Annotated in this window: 11 protein-coding genes and 1 pseudogene; 5 read left to right on the top strand and 7 right to left on the bottom strand. The window is 63.1% G+C overall.

Translation table 11 applies throughout. The features are described 5' to 3' along the window. The 7 genes and pseudogenes from IC66_RS0100210 to aceE all read right to left on the bottom strand — a co-directional run. Nucleotides 1–2242 (bottom strand): NADP-dependent malic enzyme (locus IC66_RS0100210; protein ID WP_038946242.1); only part of this gene is annotated, 2242 nt, incomplete at its 3' end. A 42-nt stretch (nt 2243–2284) separates the two neighbouring features. Next, nucleotides 2285–3010 (bottom strand): acetoacetyl-CoA reductase, encoded by a 726-nt coding sequence (phbB, locus tag IC66_RS0100205; RefSeq protein WP_028145337.1) that lies wholly within the window; start codon nt 3008–3010, stop codon nt 2285–2287. A gap of 122 nt (nt 3011–3132) precedes the next feature. Further along, the gene (locus IC66_RS0100200; RefSeq protein WP_085971591.1) at nt 3133–4305 is read right to left on the bottom strand and encodes an acetyl-CoA C-acetyltransferase; all 1173 of its coding nucleotides are present in this window, start codon (nt 4303–4305) and stop codon (nt 3133–3135) included. A gap of 46 nt (nt 4306–4351) precedes the next feature. After that, nucleotides 4352–5695, bottom strand: coding sequence for a dicarboxylate/amino acid:cation symporter (locus tag IC66_RS0100195; protein ID WP_028145339.1), 1344 nt, complete (start codon nt 5693–5695; stop codon nt 4352–4354). A gap of 42 nt (nt 5696–5737) precedes the next feature. Then, nucleotides 5738–7471, bottom strand: coding sequence for a dihydrolipoyl dehydrogenase (lpdA, locus tag IC66_RS0100190; protein WP_038946241.1), 1734 nt, complete (start codon nt 7469–7471; stop codon nt 5738–5740). 18 nt (nt 7472–7489) lie between these two features. Beyond that, nucleotides 7490–9058 carry a dihydrolipoyllysine-residue acetyltransferase gene (locus tag IC66_RS0100185; protein WP_038946240.1) on the bottom strand — a complete coding sequence of 523 codons (1569 nt, stop codon included), beginning with the start codon at nt 9056–9058 and terminating at the stop codon, nt 7490–7492. A gap of 23 nt (nt 9059–9081) precedes the next feature. Next, nucleotides 9082–11768: pseudogene (aceE, locus tag IC66_RS0100180) on the bottom strand (pyruvate dehydrogenase (acetyl-transferring), homodimeric type). Nucleotides 11769–12399: 631 nt separating this feature from the next. On the opposite strand from aceE, the gene lipA reads away from it, so the two are divergent. The 5 genes from lipA to IC66_RS0100155 all read left to right on the top strand — a co-directional run bounded on the left by lipA (nt 12400) and on the right by IC66_RS0100155 (nt 18037). After that, complete coding sequence (gene lipA, locus IC66_RS0100175; RefSeq protein ID WP_038946239.1) at nt 12400–13368, top strand: lipoyl synthase; 969 nt, start codon at nt 12400–12402, stop codon at nt 13366–13368. An 870-nt stretch (nt 13369–14238) separates the two neighbouring features. Next, nucleotides 14239–15063, top strand: coding sequence for a metallophosphoesterase family protein (locus tag IC66_RS0100170; protein ID WP_038946238.1), 825 nt, complete (start codon nt 14239–14241; stop codon nt 15061–15063). Between the two features lie 6 nt (nt 15064–15069). Beyond that, complete coding sequence (locus IC66_RS0100165; RefSeq protein WP_038946237.1) at nt 15070–16236, top strand: ABC transporter ATP-binding protein; 1167 nt, start codon at nt 15070–15072, stop codon at nt 16234–16236. Continuing rightward, entirely contained in the window at nt 16233–17162 is a 930-nt protein-coding gene (locus IC66_RS0100160; RefSeq protein WP_038946236.1) for a carbohydrate ABC transporter permease, read from the top strand. The genes IC66_RS0100165 and IC66_RS0100160 overlap by 4 nt, the downstream gene beginning before the upstream one ends. 50 nt (nt 17163–17212) lie before the next feature. Continuing rightward, on the top strand, nt 17213–18037 hold the full coding sequence (locus IC66_RS0100155) for a carbohydrate ABC transporter permease (RefSeq protein ID WP_028145347.1): 825 nt from the start codon (nt 17213–17215) through the stop codon (nt 18035–18037). The last annotated feature ends 18 nt before the right edge of the window (nt 18038–18055 follow it).

Here is an 18055-nt window from a genome sequence, read left to right as displayed (position 1 = left end):
CGCCAGCCATGTTCACGATGCGGCGGACGGTCGAGGATGGCGTGAGAATGTGGGCGGGCTTGGCCGCGCCGAGCAAAATGCCGCCGACCGTCAGCCCCTGCCCCGCAGCCATCCGCAAAAGATTGTACGAGATGTTGGCCGCGTCCAGATTGGGCATCACCAGCACGTTCGCCGGACCTACGAAACCGGAATCGGGAAACTCGTGGTCACGCACCGACTGCGACAGCGCCGCGTCGCCGCGCATCTCGCCTTCCACGGCCAGATCGGGCGAGCGCGCGCGGATGATCGTGCGCGCCTCCCGCATCTTGTGCGCCTCCGGCACCGCCGAGCTGCCGAAGCTCGAATGCGACAACAGCGCCACTCGAGGCGTGATGCCGAATCGCCTGACTTCGGCGGCCGCCAGCAGCGCGATGTCGGCAACCTGCTCGGCAGTCGGATTGAGATTGCAATGCGTGTCGCAGATGAACAGCTGATGCTGCGGGAGAATGAGCATTTGCATTACGGCGAGCGTCCGCACGTCGTCCCGCGTTCCGATCACGTTCTTGATCGCCGCCAGGTGATCGGCGGTTCGCCCGATCACTCCGCAAAGCATCGCATCGCCGATCCCTCGCTCGAGCAGGATCGACGCCAGCACCGTCGCATTGCTCCGCGTCTCCGACAGCGCGAGGGCCGCCGATACGCCATCGCGCCTCCTGCGCGCATGATACACGTCAGCGCATTTGGAATAGACCTGCGCATCGTGCGGATCGATGATCTCGCAGTCCTGGCCGGGCCTGAGCCGGAGACCGAAAGCCTTGATCTGCTGTTCGATGGTGGCAGGCCGGCCGAGCAACAACGGCTTCGCGATCCGCTCGTCAGCGATGACCTGTGCTGCCCGCAGCACGCGCTCATCCTCGCCTTCGGCCAGAACGAGGGATTTTCCGCTCCCCTTCGCCACCGAAAACACCGGCTGCATCGCATTGCCGGACTGGTAGACAAAACGGCTCAGCTTCTGCCGATAAGCGTCCATATCGGCGATCGGACGCCTTGCAACACCGGTATCGGCGGCCGCCTTTGCCACCGCCGGCGCAATCATCTCGATGAGACGTGGATCGAACGGCTTTGGAATGAGATAGTTGCGCCCGAAGCGAAGGTCCTCGCCCTTGTAGGCGGTTGCGACCACCTCAGGAACCTCGGCCAGGGCGAGGTCTGCGAGTGCGCGGACCGTCGCAAGCTTCATCTCCTCGTTGATGGTGGTCGCACCGCAATCGAGCGCGCCACGGAAGATGAACGGGAAGCACAGGACGTTGTTGATCTGGTTGGGATAGTCCGAACGCCCCGTGCCGATGATCGCATCGGGACGAACCGCCAGCGCGTCTTCCGGCATGATCTCCGGAACCGGATTGGCCATCGCGAAGATCAGGGGATCGCGGGCCATCCTCCTGACCAGGTCTGATGTCAGCACCTTGCCGGCCGACAGTCCGAGGAAGATGTCCGCATCCTGGATGATGTCGTCCAGCTTCCGCGCATCCGTCTTCACGGCATAGCGCGCCTTGTTGTCGTCCATGCTTTCGGTACGGCCGGCATACACGACACCCTTGGCGTCGGTCACGATGATGCGCTCGCGGCGCAATCCAAGGCTCACGATGAGATCGAGGCAGGCGAGCGCCGCAGCACCCGCGCCGGAGCAGACCAGCTTGACCTCGGCGATGTCCTTCTTGACCAGCTTCAGCCCGTTGAGGATCGCGGCTGCAGCGATGATCGCGGTGCCATGCTGATCATCGTGGAAGACGGGTATCTTCATCCGTTCGCGGAGCTTCTTCTCGATGTAGAAGCACTCCGGCGCCTTGATGTCCTCGAGGTTGATGCCGCCGAAGGTCGGCTCCATCCGCGCGATCGTCTCGATCAGCGCGTCGGGATTCTCCTCGGCGAGTTCGATGTCGAACACGTCGATGCCTGCGAACTTCTTGAACAGGCACGCCTTGCCCTCCATGACCGGTTTTCCGGCCAGCGCGCCGATATTGCCGAGGCCGAGCACGGCGGTGCCGTTGGTGACGACGGCGACGAGGTTGCTGCGGGCCGTCAACACGTCCGCTTGCAACGGATCCTCGGCGATGACCAGGCAGGGCTCGGCCACACCAGGTGAATACGCCAGCGCCAGATCGCGCTGGGTGGCCATCGCCTTGGTCGGCACCACGGAGATCTTCCCCGGCGTCGGCAGGCGATGATATTCGAGTGCGGCTTCCCTGAGATCCTGGTCCATCGTGTTCCTCGATTCTTCGGTTCGGGAGGCCGGCATGCGGCCTCAGATCATGTGCTGGCCGCCATTCGCCGATATCGTCGATCCCGTGATGAAGCCGGCATCGTCGGAGGCGAGAAACACCACCGCGCGCGCGATCTCGTGCGGTTCACCCAGACGGCCGACCGGAATCTGGGGCAGAATGTTCTTGGCCACGATCTCCGGACTGATCGCCTTGACCATCTCGGTGGCGATATAGCCGGGGCAGATCGTGTTGACGGTGATGCCGGCGCGGGCGCCCTCCTGGGCCAACGCCTTCACGAAGCCGATGTCGCCGGCCTTGGCAGCGGAGTAGTTGACCTGGCCCATCTGGCCCTTCTGGCCGTTAATCGAGGAGATGCAGATCACGCGACCGAACTTGCGCTCGCGCATGCCTTCCCACACCGGCCGCGTCATGTTGAACAGCGAGTTCAGATTGGTGTTGATGACCGCGTACCATTGCTCTGGCGTCATCTTGTGGAACATGCCGTCCTTGGTGATGCCGGCGTTGTTGACCAGCACATCGACCGGCCCCAGGTCGGCCTCGACCTGTTTCAAGCCGGCGACGCAGGCCTCGTAGTTCGAGACGTCCCATTTGTAGACGTTGATGCCGGTCTGGCTCTTGAACTTCGCAGCTGCCTCGTCGTTACCGGCATAACTCGCCGCCACCTTGTAGCCGGCCGCCTTGAGTGCGACCGAGATCGCCTCGCCGATGCCGCGCGTTCCGCCGGTCACCACCGCAACTCTGGACATGATTTCCTCCTGATCCTGATCGGTTATTCTTCTGCCGGCGCACGGCCAGCCGCTGTCGTTCGCGGATGGTGTGGTGCCGTCCGCGTTCATTCTGCTCCGGCGCTTATGGCCGGTGTTCTCTGCTACCGTTCGACCGTCAGGGCGACGCCCATGCCACCCCCGATGCACAACGTTGCAAGCCCCTTCTTCGCACCCCGCTTCTGCATCTCGAACAGCAGCGTCGTCAGCACGCGGGCGCCAGACGCACCGATCGGATGACCGATGGCGATGGCACCGCCGTTCACGTTCACGATCGAGGGATCCCAACCCATGTCCTTGTTGACGGCGATGGCCTGGGCCGCGAAGGCCTCGTTGGCTTCGACGAGATCGAGATCCCCGACCTTCCAGCCGGCCTTTTCCAGTGCCTTGCGCGAGGCCGGGATTGGCCCCGAACCCATTACCGCCGGGTCGACGCCGGCGGTCGCCCAAGAGACGATTTTTGCGAGCGGCGTCAGGCCGCGCCTGCTGGCTTCCTCCGCGCTCATCAACACCAGCGCGGCCGCGCCGTCGTTGAGGCCCGAGGCGTTGCCCGCAGTCACCGAGCCTTCCTTGTTGAAGGCGGGCTTAAGTTTGGCGAGAGCATCCTGCGTCGTGCCGGCACGGATATACTCGTCCTGGTCGACGACAACGTCGCCCTTCCTGGTCTTGACGGTGACGGGAACGATCTCGTCCCTGAACCGGCCGCCCTTTTGCGCGTCCTCGGCCTTGTTCTGCGAGCGGGTGGCGAAAGCGTCCTGCTCCTCGCGGGTGATCTGCCATTTGGCGGCGATGTTCTCCGCCGTGACGCCCATGTGGTAGCCGTGGAAGGCGTCCATCAGGCCGTCCTTCAGCATGGAATCGACGAATTTGACGTCACCCATCTTGGTGCCGACACGCATATGCGACAGATGCGGCGCCATCGACATCGACTCCATGCCGCCGGCAACGATGACCTTTGCGTCGCCATTGGCGATCTGCTGCAGCCCGAGCGCCACCGACCGCAGACCCGAGCCGCAGAGCTGGTTCATGCCCCACGCCGTCTTCTCCTGCGGAATGCCGGCCGCCATGGCGGCCTGCCGCGCCGGATTCTGCCCCTCACCGCCGGACAGCACCTGGCCCAGGATGACCTCGTCGACATCTTCAGGCGAGACCTTGGCGCGTTCGAGGGCCCCCTTGATCGCGACGGCTCCGAGCTCGTGCGCGGTCAGCGATCCAAGTGCACCGTTGAAGGAGCCGACCGGCGTTCGCGCGGCGGACACAATCACCACATCAGTCATGACCATTTCCTCTTGTCTGTCTGTTAAATCTCTCGCAATCCAATCGCTAGATGCCCCTGCCCTCTGCCACGGCGGTCTCGAAGTCTGTCGGATCGATGTCGCGCTCGAGACCGACACGAAGCTTCTCGCGATCGAGTTCGCCCTCCCACCAGGCCACCACCACGCAGGCAACACCGTTGCCGCAGAGATTGGTCAGCGCGCGGCATTCGCTCATGAACTTGTCGATACCGAGCACGATCGCCATGCCGGGAAGCAGCTCCGGCCTGACGGCGGCGAGCGTGCCGGCCAGCGTAATGAAGCCGGCACCCGTGATCCCCGATGCGCCCTTCGAGGTGAGCATGGCAACGACGAGAATCGTCAACTGCTCGCCGAAACTGAGCTGCACGTTCATCGCCTGGGCGATGAACAGCGTCGCCAGCGTCATGTAGATGTTGGTGCCGTCCAGATTGAAGGAGTAGCCGGTCGGCACGACGAGGCCAACGACCGGCTTGGAGCAGCCGAGGCGCTCGAGCTTCTCCATCATCTGCGGAAGCGCGCTCTCCGAGGACGACGTGCCAAGCACGATCAGCAATTCATCCTTCAGATATCTGAGGAACTTGAAGATCGAGAATCCGGCGAAGCGGGCGATCAGACCAAGGACCACAAAGACGAACAGGAGCGCAGTGACATAGAAGGTTGCGATAAGCCCAGCGAGATTGCCCAATGCCTGCGGACCATACCGGCCGATCGTATAGGCCATCGCACCGAACGCACCGATCGGGGCCGCCTTAACAATGATCGAGATGACGCCGAACATCGCGTGAGCCACGTCATCGATGAACGCCCGCACGGTATGGGCGCGCTCGCCGAGCCCCATCAGCGCAAAGCCGAACAGGATTGCAAACAGCAGGACCTGCAGGATTTCTCCCTGCGCAAACGCTCCCACGACCGTGTCCGGGATGACGTGCAGGACGAAATCGATCGACCTCATTTCGCTCGCCTGCTTGGCGTAACCCGCGACAGCAGCGGCGTTGGATTGACCCTGAAAGCCTGCTCCAGGCTGCACCACATTGCCGACGATCAAGCCGAGTGCCAGTGCAAGCGTCGACACGATCTCGAAATAGATCAGCGCCTTGATCGCGACCCGACCGACCTTCTTGACTTCGGAGATATGGGCGATGCCGGAGACGACGGTACAGAAGATGATGGGCGCAATCACCATCTTGATGAGCTTGACGAAGCCGTCGCCCATCGCCTTGATCCACTCGTTCTTGCCGAGTTCGGGCGAGACCCAACCGACGATAATGCCGAGCACGATAGCTGCGAGCACCTGAACGTAGAGCACCCGGTAAAATGGCTTCTTCTGCGTCACGGCCTTCTTATCGACCGTCGCACTGGTCGCTCCAGACATTATGTCTCCTCCCTCATTTCGCTGCGTTCCGCGCGGGCAGTCCTACTTTTTCTTCTGCGGCGGCAGATCGGTACAGTGGCCCTCAAAGACCTCCGCCGCCATGCCGATGGACTCGCCGAGCGTCGGATGCGGATGAATGGTCTTGCCGATATCCGCGGGCTCGCAGCCCATCTCGATCGCGAGACAGACCTCGCTGATCAGATCGCCCGCATGTGTGCCGACGATGCCGCCGCCGATGACGCGTTGCGTCGCCGTGTCGAACAGAAGCTTTGTGAAACCCTCGTCACGACCGTTGGCGATGGCACGGCCGGAGGCTGCCCAGGGAAAAACCGCCTTGCCGAACTTGATGCCTTCGGCCTTGCACTGATCCTCCGTCTTGCCGGCCCAGGCGACTTCGGGATCAGTGTAGGCCACGGACGGAATCTGCCGCGCGTCGAAATAGGATTTTTCGCCATGGGCGACTTCCGCGGCCACATGACCTTCATGCACGGCTTTATGGGCCAGCATCGGCTGCCCGACGATGTCGCCGATCGCGAGGATATGCGCCACGTTGGTCCGCATCTGCCTGTCGACGTCGATGAATCCGCGATCGGTCACCGCGACACCCGCCTTCTCGGCGCCGATCTTCTTGCCGTTCGGGCTGCGGCCGACCGCGACCAGAACCAGGTCATAGAGTTTCGGCGCCGACGGCGCCTGCTCGCCCTCGAAGGAGACCTCAATCCCGGCCCCGGTGGCCTTCCCACCGACCGTCCTGGTCTTCAGCATCACCTTGTCGAAGCGACGCGCGTTCATCTTGTCCCAGACCTTGACCAGGTCGCGGTCAGCGCCCTGCATCAGGCCGTCGAGCATCTCGACCACGTCGATGCGTGCGCCGAGTGTCGAATAGACCGTCGCCATCTCCAGCCCGATGATGCCGCCGCCGATCACCAGCATGCGCTTCGGGATCGATGTCAGCAGCAGGGCGCCGGTCGAGTCGACGATGCGCGGATCCTCGGGCAGGAACGGCAGCTTCACGGCCTGGCTGCCGGCGGCGATGATGGCCTTGGCGAACTTGATCGTCTTCTTGCCGCCTGCCGAGGTAACCTCGAGATGGTGCGGGTCGAGGAAGGCGCCGACGCCGGTCACGACCTCGACCTTGCGGGCCTTTGCCATTCCGGCAAGGCCGCCGGTCAGCTTCTTGATCACGCCGTCCTTAAACGCACGCAGCTTGCCGAGATCGATCTGCGGCGCGCCAAAGGAGATTCCGTGGTCCGGGAGGTGCTTGACCTCGTCGACGACGGACGCCGTATGCAGCAGCGCCTTGCTCGGAATGCACCCAACATTGAGGCAGACGCCGCCGAGTGTGTCGTAACGCTCGACCAACACGGTCTTCATGCCGAGATCGGCGGCTCGGAATGCGGCGGAGTAGCCGCCGGGACCGGCGCCGAGCACCAGCATGTCGCATTCCATATCCGCCTTGCCGGAATGGAATGCTGCGACAGGAGTCGCTGCCGGTGCCGCGGCGGCGGGGGCAGGCGGCGGCGTGGCCGCGGCGCCCGCGGCTTCCAGCATGAGGATGACGGCCCCTTCGCTGACCTTGTCGCCGACCTTGACCCTGACCTCCCTGACAACGCCGGCATGCGAGGACGGAATCTCCATCGACGCCTTGTCGGACTCGACCATGATCAGGCTGGTGTCGACCGCGACGGTCTCGCCGGGCTTGACCATGACTTCTATCACCGCGACGTCCTTGAAGTCGCCGATATCAGGCACCTTCACTTCGACCTGCTGAGCCATGCTGCCCTACTCCCGATCTCAGAACAGCACGCGCCGCAAATCGGCGAGCACGCTGGCGAAATAGACGTTGAAACGTGCGGCCGCCGCACCGTCGATGACGCGGTGGTCCCACGACAGCGACAGCGGCAAGGTCAGGCGTGACGTCCAGGTCTTGCCGTCAGGCGAATGCTGCTTCCAGTATCCCTTGCACACGCCCAGGATCGCGACTTCCGGCGCGTTGATGATCGGCGTGAAATAGATGCCGCCGATGCCGCCGAGCGAGGAGATCGAGAAGGTGCCGCCCTGCATCTGGTCTTGCTTGATCTTGCCTTCGCGCGCAAGCTTGGCGAGCGCGTTCATCTCATTTGCGATGTCAGGCACCGATTTCTTGTCGGCATCGCGGATGACGGGCACCATCAGGCCGTTCGGCGTGTCGGCGGCAAAGCCGACGTGCCAGTAGTTCTTGTAGACCAACGTGTCGCCGTCGAGGCTGGCATTGAATTCCGGAAACTTCTTCAGCGCCGCGACGGCTGCCTTCACCATGAACGGCAGCAGCGAGAGCTTCACGCCGCTCTTCTCCAGCTCCTTGTTCATCTTGACCCGGAACTGCTCGAGCTCGGTGATGTCGGCCTCGTCATGGGTCGTGACATGCGGGATGACGACCCAGTTGCGATGCAGATTGGCTGCCGAAATCTTCTTGATGCGACCGAGCTCCTTGCGCTCGACCGGGCCAAATTTTGCGAAATCGATCTTGGGCCAGGGCAGCAGATCGATGCCGCCGACACCGCCCCCGCTTGCGGGCGCAGCCTGCGGCTTGGCGGCGGACGCCCCGCCCTTGGCAACGGCCTCGACGTCTTCGCGAACGATACGGCCGTGATTACCGGAGCCTTTGACCTTGCCGAGATCAACACCCATCTCGCGTGCCAGCTTGCGCACCGCCGGTCCGGCATAGGCGAGCGCGAAGGCCTTTTCGTCGACCCCGCCGACTTGCGCCACGGGAGCCGCTGCGAGCGCCGACGACACTGCTGCAGGCGCAGGCGCCGCAGAGGCGGCCGTCGTGGACGCATCGCTGGTCGCGAGCACGAGAATGATCGCGCCCTCGCTGACCTTGTCGCCGGTCTTGACCTTGATCTCGCGCACGGTCCCCGAGAGGGGCGCCGGCACTTCCATCGTCGCCTTGTCGGATTCAAGCGCGATCAGCGGATCCTCAGCCTTGACGCTGTCGCCGGGCTTGACGAAGATTTCAATGACCGGAACGTCCTTGAAGTCACCGATATCGGGGACGCGCACCTCGGCGACACCGGCCGGTGCGCTGACTGGCGATGGCGGCGCGCTGACGACCGGGCGAGCCTCGGCCTGCTCCGCGCCAGCGCCCACGAACTGCACGATCACGGCGCCTTCACTGACCTTGTCGCCAACCTTCACGGCCACCGACTTCACCACGCCGTCGCGCGGCGACGGCACTTCCATGGTCGCCTTGTCGGACTCCAGCGCGACCAACGGATCCTCGGCCTTCACCGTGTCGCCCGGCTTGACGAAGATCTCGATCACGGGGACTTCCTTGAAGTCGCCGATATCGGGAACCTTGATGTCGATCAGACCACTCATCGCTCTGCCCTCGGCTCCCTGGCTCAAACAGTCCAAGGCGCAGCGCGCCCGGCATCGATTTGATATTTGGCGATGGCCTCGGCCACGATTGCGGGCTTGATCGTCCCCTCATCGGCGAGCGCCTTGAGCGCCGCGACCGCGACGTAGTGCCGGTCGACCTCGAAGAAATTTCTAAGCTTCACGCGGTAGTCGCTGCGGCCGAACCCGTCGGTGCCGAGCACGACGTAGCGACGCCCGGCCGCCTGGACATATTCCCGGATCTGGTCGGGGTAGTTGCGCATGTAGTCGGTGGAGGCCACGACCGGCCCTGGATGTCCCTTGAGCTGCGATTCCACCCAGCTCTCGCAACGCGGCTCGGTCGGATGCAGCAGGTTCCAGCGCTCCGCCGCCATGCCATCGCGGCGTAGCTCGTTGAAGCTGGTTGCGCTCCAGACGTCAGCGGTCACGCCGAAGTCTGCCTTGAGCAAATCGGCGGCCGCGATCACCTCGCGCAGGATCGTGCCCGACCCGACAAGCTGGACGCGGAGGCCCTTCTTCGCGGTCTCGCCTCCGTTCTTCAGGAGATAGAGTCCCTTGAGGATCCCCTCCTCCGCCCCTTCGCCTGCATCGGCAAGCGCGGGATGCGGATAGTTCTCGTTCATCAGGGTGAGGTAGTAGTAGACGTCCTCCTGCGCCTCGTACATCCGGCGCATGCCTTCGCGGACGATCGTCACGACCTCATAGGCGAAGGTCGGATCGTAGGAGATGCAGTTCGGGATGGTCGCGGCGAGCACGTGGCTGTGGCCGTCCTCGTGCTGCAATCCCTCGCCGTTCAGCGTAGTCCGGCCGGCGGTGCCGCCGAGCAGGAAGCCGCGGGCCCGCATGTCGCCCGCAAGCCAGGCGAGATCGCCGACGCGCTGCAAGCCGAACATCGAGTAGTAGATGTAGAACGGGATCATCGGCACGTTGTTCGTCGAGTAGGACGTCGCCGCAACGATCCAGCTCGACATCGCGCCGCCCTCGTTGATTCCCTCCTGGAAGACCTGTCCGCTCTTGTCTTCGCGGTAGTACATCAGCTGATCGGCGTCCTGCGGCCTGTAAAGCTGGCCGACCGACGAGTAGATGCCGAGTTGCCGGAACATGCCTTCCATGCCGAAGGTGCGGGATTCGTCCGGTACGATCGGCACGATGTGCTTGCCGATCACCTTGTCGCGCACGAGCGCACCGAGCAACTGCACGAAGGCCATCGTCGTCGAGATCTCGCGCTCGCCGGTGTTTTCGAGCAGCCGCTGGAACGTCGAGAGCGGCGGAATTTGCAAGGACGCGGATTTCCGCCGGCGTTGCGGTAGGTAGCCGCCGAGCTTTTCGCGCTGCGCCCGGAAATACTTCATCTCCGGACCATCTTCCGGCAACCGGAGGAAGGGCACCTTGGCCAGGTCCGCGTCGGCGACCGGCACCTGGAAACGGTCACGAAAGCCGCGCAGCGCGTCCTGCGTCATCTTCTTCGCCTGATGGGCGATCATCTGGCCCTCGCCGGACTCGCCCATGCCGTAGCCCTTGACGGTCTTCGGCAGAATGACCGTGGGCTGGCCCTTGTGGTTCACGGCCGCGGTGTAGGCGGCAAAAACCTTCTCGGGATCGTGGCCGCCGCGCGCAAGCTGCCAGATCTCGTCGTCGCTCATGTCAGAGACGAGTTGCTTGGTTTCCTCGTACTTGCCAAAGAAGTGTTCGCGAATGTAGGCGCCGCTCTTGCTCTTGAAGTCCTGGTATTCGCCGTCGACGCATTCTTCCATGAGCCTTAGCAGCAGCCCGCTCTTGTCCTTCTCCAGCAGGCGGTCCCAACCCGAGCCCCATAGCACCTTGATGACGTTCCAGCCCGCACCGCGGAAGACACTTTCGAGCTCTTGCACGATCTTGCCGTTGCCGCGGACGGGCCCGTCGAGCCGCTGGAGATTGCAGTTGATGACGAAGATCAAATTGTCGAGGTTCTCGCGGCCGGCGAGCGAGATCGCGCCGAGCGATTCCGGCTCGTCGGTTTCGCCGTCGCCCATGAACGCCCAGACCTTCCGGTTGGACGTCTCGGCCAACTTGCGGTTCTCGAGATATTTCAAGAACCGCGCCTGATAAATCGCCATCAACGGCCCAGCCCCATCGACACCGTCGGGAACTGCCAGAAGTCCGGCATCAGCCAGGGATGCGGATAGCTCGACAAACCCTTGCCGCTGGTCTCCTGCCTGAAGCTGAGGAGCTGCTCCTCGCTCAGTCGCCCCTCAAGGAAGGCGCGCGCATAGATGCCGGGGGAACAGTGCCCCTGCACGAAGATCAGGTCGCCGCCATGGGTCTCGGTCGGTGCGTGCCAGAAATGGCCGAAACCGATGTCGTAGAGCGTGGCGGCAGACTGGAAGCTGGCGATGTGGCCACCGAGCTCCGAGCTCTCCTTGTTGGCGCGCAGAATTATCGCCAGCGCATTCCAGCGGATGATGGAGCGAAGCTTGTGCTCGATCGCGCGGTCGCCCGGCAGCGCCGGCTGCTGCTCCAGCGGGATCGTGTTGCAATAGGGTGTCGTCAGCGACTGCTCGATCTGAAGGCCACCGCGTCGCGCGGCGTCGAGCATCGCATTGACGACGAACTCCGCGCGTTCGTTGCCGCGGTGCCCCCGGACCGCCGACAGGGCATCGAGCCATTCCCGGGTTTCCTGCGGGTCCTGATCGTGAGCGTCCGCGATCGTCATTACCTTCTCCATTGCATGCCAAGCCGCAGTCGCGTGCCAACGTTCATTGCGGTCCGCATTCATGCGGACACGCGCAATGCCGATCGGGTGATGTCCCGGTCGTTTCAGGTGATGGGTTGTGTGTTGGCTGGCATCTGAACGTCCCTCGCGCTGCATGTTCTGAAGCTGTCGCTTCTTTTGGCAGATGCTTAAGCAGCATTCATGCCAGACCGCGAAAAGAACGGCATTCGCGTCGATGTCGTTCAACTTGCTCGGTTTTACCGGGCGGGTCGGAGCCCCCGCCCGTGCATCCGGGCTCAATCCGTCTGAAGCTCCGGAAAACCGGCTAGAGCATCGCCCGAAATCTCGGATCAGCAGATGGAGGGTTCCGAATGCCGCGCGCAATGCCGGTAGCCGGCCTTGCACGTCGGGAACGAAAGTGCCCGCGCAAGGCAGCGCGCCCGGTCACCGCGTGAATCAACGCGGGACCACAAATCATGTTGACGTGCTTCACCGCGATAGCTGAATGTCGGCGACCGCGCGCGGGACGGCGTTGTTGTCGCGCCACGGCTCGCGCAAGACGGAACGTGTCGCACAATCTGAGCGGAGCCGCCGCCATGTTCGGCTCTCGCACATCGCAAGGGGTGGGCGCATGACGGTGCTACTTGATTTCCTCAACGACGATCCGCGAACGAAGCTGCGGACCGATCGGCCGCGCCATCCCGAAAAGGTCAACCGCCCGGACACGCCGCTACAAAAAAAGCCCGCATGGATCCGCGTGAAAGCCCCCGGCTCCGCCCAATGGACCGAGACGCGACGTATCGTGCGCGAAAACAAGCTCGTGACCGTCTGCGAGGAAGCCGGCTGTCCCAACATCGGCGAGTGCTGGGCGAAGAAGCACGCGACCTTCATGATTATGGGTGACACCTGCACGCGCGCCTGCGCGTTCTGCAACGTGCGCACCGGCCTGCCCGACCCACTCGATGCCGACGAGCCCGGCAAGGTCGCCGACGCCGTCGCCAAGCTTGGGCTCGAGCATGTGGTCGTGACCTCGGTCGATCGCGACGACCTCGCCGACGGCGGGGCCGCCCATTTCGCAGCCACAATTGCGGCGATCCGCGCAATGAGCCCGGCGACCTCAATTGAAATCCTCACGCCTGATTTCCTGCGCAAGCACGGCGCACTCGAGACGGTCGTTGCCGCAAGGCCAGACGTGCTCAATCACAATCTGGAAACGGTGCCGTCAAAATATCTCGCGGTGCGCCCAGGTGCGCGCTATTTCCATTCGGTCCGACTCCTGCAACGCGTGAAGGAGCTCGACCCGCGCATCTTCACCAAATCGGGAATCATGGTCGGCCTCGGCGAGGACCGCAGCGAGGTGCTGCAGTTGATGGACGATCTGCGTTCCGCCGACGTCGATTTCCTGACCATCGGCCAGTATCTCCAGCCGACGCGCAAGCACCATGCCGTGATGCGCTTCGTGCCCCCTGATGAATTCGAGGCCTATCGGAAGACCGCCTATGCCAAGGGATTCCTCATGGTCTCGGCCACGCCACTGACGCGATCCTCACACCACGCCGGTGACGACTTCCGCAAGCTGCGCGAGCGCCGAAGCATTTAGCTATCTATGCGGCTCGATCGCGCTTCTCCACAAACCAACACCTAGCGCAAACCGACGCTCAGATTCACAGCCGTAGCTCAGGCTGAGCGGATTGGCAGGCAATATACGCTCGTCGTGCTCTCAAACGGATGGAGTCCGTTGGCGCTCTCGAGATTTTCTTTGATCTCCCGGTGCACACGTAGTGCGCACGCCGCTTCCTAACCGATTGAAGAACTAGAACTCTCGCTCCAATCCGTCATCGGACCATGGAAAATTTCCGATCTAACCCGTTAATTTTACTGAGATATTCCGCCTCTGCCCGACCCTTGATGTGATTGGAACGAAGAAATCTGGTGTGACGAGGCTTCCGCAACCTGGCTCTTCTAGAACCACATATGCACGAATTGGAAGTGGAAATCGCGTCTTCGGAGTCCCGGTGAACGCGTCACGCAAACGCTCAGCGAGAGGGCACACGCCACTCATAGGACACGCATCAAAGGCCCTCGAGCACTCAGCTTGGAGATATCGGCTTCGATCATGTCGGTCGGTCATGTGAATCCAGGTTGCGGAGACGCTGCGCCATTCAATCGCGACCGCGCAGACCGAAGTTTCCGTCCCTGGTCAGACGACACACCCGGTTGCTCACATCCGCGCATGATCCGCTTGTCTTGTGTGAATTACATTTGTCACAATGACAGTTCATATGTATAGTTGATTTGAGATGACACAAGCGGCTTAAGCGGCATCGTCAGCCAGGGAGGGCGCCGGAAGCTTCAGATCTCACAACTACAATGACCACTCCGCGCGGCGCGGGGCAGCGCATTCGATTCGAGCGACAGACCGCTGCGCGCCCAACGCACGGCATGACACGCGACCCAAAGCAGAGGCGTCATGGTCCGAGTTATTCAGATTTCCGATACGCATCTCAGCCCGAGCAAGCAGCACTTCGACGCGAACTGGGCGCCACTTGCCCGTTGGATCGCGCAGCATAAGCCAGATCTCGTCATACATACCGGCGACGTGACGGTCGATGCAGCCGATCAGGAAACCGACGCAGCATATTGCGCGACCCAACTGGCCTCGCTCGGCGTCCCTGTCGTGGCGGTTCCGGGAAATCATGACGTCGGCGAGGTCGGCAATCCGCATCAGCCGGTAAATGGCGAGCGGCTCGATCGCTTTAGCCGCCACTTCGGCGACGACCGCTGGCTACGCGATGTGGACGGTTGGCGCCTGATCGGCCTCAATTCGATGATCTTCGGCGGCGGCCCCGAAGAGGCGCAGCAGACCGAATGGCTCGAGGCCGCGATGGCCGATGCTGCGGGGCGTCGCCTTGCCTGGTTCACCCACCGGCCGCTGTTCATCGAATTACCGACCGAGGCCGACACCGGTTACTGGTCGGTCAAGCCGGAGCCGCGCCGCGCCCTTCTCGATCTGCTGCAACGCTACCAGGTGGAGATCGTGGCCAGTGGACATCTGCATCGCTGGCACGAAATCCGGCTGAACGGCACGCACTACATTTGGGGGCCGGCGGCCGGCTTTCTGGTCGGTGCGAAACTGGCGCCGCCGATGGGCGGCGCTGCACGGCTTGGGGCGGTGGTCTACGACATCGACGGCGAAAATATCGACGTGAGCATTCGTCCGGTGCCCGGCCTCACCGATTACTGGATCGACGACGTCTTGCACGAAGTCTATCCACCGCGCGATGCTGAGGCGTGATCTGCGATGGCCGGCCTCACATTGCGCGGCATCGATAAGGCTTTCGGCGACACATCCGTCCTCAACGACATCGACCTCGATATTGCGGACGGCGAATTTCTGACGCTGGTTGGCCCCTCCGGCTGTGGCAAGTCGACGCTCCTGCGCATCATTGCCGGCCTCGAATCGCAGGACCGCGGTTCGGTGTCGATCGGCGGGACTTCGGTCGACCATATGCGGCCTCACGAGCGCAGAATCGCCATGGTGTTCCAGAATTACGCGCTCTATCCCCACATGTCGGTGTTCGACAACATAGCGCTGCCGCTCACCATGACGCGCCTCAACCTGTTCGAGCGCCTGCCCTTGATGCGTCATTTGTCGCTCCGCCGCAGGCGCGTCATGGACGAGATCGCGCGCGAGGTGCGGGCCGTCGCGGAGCAGCTTCGAATCGACACCTTCTTTCACCGCCGCCCCGGACAGCTTTCGGGCGGTCAACGGCAGCGCGTCGCGCTCGGCCGCGCAATGGTGCGTCATCCGCAGGCTTTCCTGATGGACGAGCCATTGTCGAACCTCGACGCCAAGCTGCGTGTGCACATGCGTGGCGAGCTGACCGAGCTGCACGCGCGTCTCGGCGCCACGATGATCTACGTGACACACGACCAGATCGAAGCGATGACGATGTCCGATCGCCTTGCCGTGATGGATCACGGCAACATACTCCAGCTCGGCACCCCCGCCGAGGTCTACGAACGGCCCGCCACGACTGCGGTCGCGCAGTTCATTGGCAGTCCGGCGATCAATCTATTTCCGGCCCATGTGGGCCCCGGCGGCCAGGTCGAGCTGCTCGGCCGGACGCTGCCGATCGATGTTCGCAACGCGCCGGCGCCGGAACTAACGGTCGGCGTGCGTCCGGAAGCGATGCGGATCGGAGGCGGACCGTGCGCCGTCACGTGCAGGCTCCGTCGCCGCGAGAATCTGGGCTCGGAAAGCATCCTTCACTTCGATCTCGTGGCCTCCCCGGAAGTGGCGGTGCTCTGCCGGGTCGACAACAGCATCCCGATCCCCGAGGGCGAAGTCCCGCTAGCCTTCGAGCCAAGGGATTGTCACGTGTTCGACCACAACGGTCAACGCATCGATGTGGAAAGCCGCAATGCAGCCGGTCGAGACCTGCGCCGCGCGAGCGAGGTCCGATGACCACGGTCGCGGTTCAAATCACTCCGCTCGACGCGGCGCCGCCAGCCGGCCGCCAGCGATGGGTCGAGCGGTTCGCGGGCTTGGGCTTTGCCGCGCCGGCCTTCATCCTGCTGGTCCTGACGAATCTGGCGCCGCTGGCTGCTCTCGCCTTCCTGAGTTTCACCAACTACGAGCTGGGTGCGCTCGACTTCTCGTTCGTCGGCTTCAAAAACTTCGGCGCGGCACTGCAGGATCCCGTGATTCGTCGCTCGGTGACCAATACCCTGCTCTACGTGGCGATTGTCGTGCCCGGCGGCGTCCTGATCTCGCTGCTGGTCGCACTCCTGATCCACCAGCGCAAGCGCACGCGCAGCCTCTATGAGGTTATCTATTTTCTCCCCGTCACCTCGACGCTCATCGCAATGGCCACGATGTGGCAGTTCCTGCTGCACCCGACCCTGGGGCTCATCAATCAGGCGCTCAAGGGACTGGGGTTCGCGGAGACAGCTTTCCTGAGCGAGCCGCGCCTCGTCATCCCGACGCTCGCCGCGATCGGCATCTGGCAGCTCGTCGGCTTCAACATGGTGCTGTTTCTCGCCGGCCTCTCGGCTATTCCCCGCGATCTCTACGAAGCTGTCGATATCGATGGCGCGAGCCACCCCATTGACCGCTTCCTGAAAGTGACGTGGCCGATGCTCGGTCCGACGACGATGTTCGTGACCGTGACGACCTTCATCACCGCCTTCAAGATCTTCGACACGGTTGCGGTGATGACGCGTGGAGGCCCCGGAGGCGCATCCGAGGTGCTGCTGTATGCCATCTATCTGGAGGGGTTTCAGTACTTCCACATGAGCTATGCGGCGACGCTCACGCTGGTCTTCCTGGCGTTCACCCTCGTGTTCTCGGTGCTGCAGACCTTCATCCTCGACCGACGGGTGCACTATTGATGCGCACATCGGCCACGATCACTCGCCCGCCGACGCCGGTGGCGATCCGGATGCGGCGCCTCGTGTCGCTTGCGCTCGTCCACGCGGTGCTGATCGGCGGCGCCGTCTTCATGCTGCTGCCGTTCGTTTTCATGCTGACGAGCGCGATCAAGCCGCCGGGCGAGATCTTCGAGGCGACGTTCCGGCTCTGGCCGCGCCAGTTCTATGGATGGCAGAATTTCGAATCTGCCCTGAGCACCGCGCCACTGCTGCGTTTTCTGCTCAACGGACTCATCGTCTGCGGCGGAATCCTCGTCGTCCAGCTGCTGGTCGCAATTCCCTGCGCCTATGCGCTCGCCAAGCTGAAGTTTCCGGGACGGCCGATCCTGTTTTCGCTGGTCCTGCTCGGACTCTGCATTCCGGTCCAGGCGCCCTCGCTCCCGCTCTACATCGCGTTCGCCGAACTCGGCATCCTCAACACCTACCTCTCGATGATGATGCCCTTCTTCCTGTCGGTGTTCGCGATTTTCCTGTTCCGCCAGTTCTTCAAGTCCTATCCGGATGAGATCATCCAGGCCGCGCGGCTCGACGGCGTCGGTGAGTTCGAAATCGTGTGGCGCATCGTCGTGCCGAGCGCATGGCCGGCGATCGCGGCGTTTTCGATCTTCTCTGTCGTGGCGCACTGGAACGACCTGTATTGGCCGCTCATCGTCGTCTCCGACACCAAGCTCGCGACGCCGCCGCTCGGCATGATGTATTTCGCCGATTCCGAGTTGGGCTCGAATTACGGGGCGCTCGCCGCCGGCGCCACCATCATCACGGCGCCGCTGGTCATCGCGTTCCTGATCGCGCGGCGGCATTTCCTTGCCGGCATCACGATGACCGGAATCAAATGACTTCAACAACCGCTAGGG

Origin of the sequence: Bradyrhizobium genomosp. III, assembly GCF_000261705.1 — a bacterium.
Taxonomy (GTDB): Bacteria; Pseudomonadota; Alphaproteobacteria; order Rhizobiales; family Xanthobacteraceae; genus Bradyrhizobium; species Bradyrhizobium ottawaense.
Note: the sequence above shows the minus strand (reverse complement) of the source record. Positions and strands in the feature narration are given on the sequence as shown.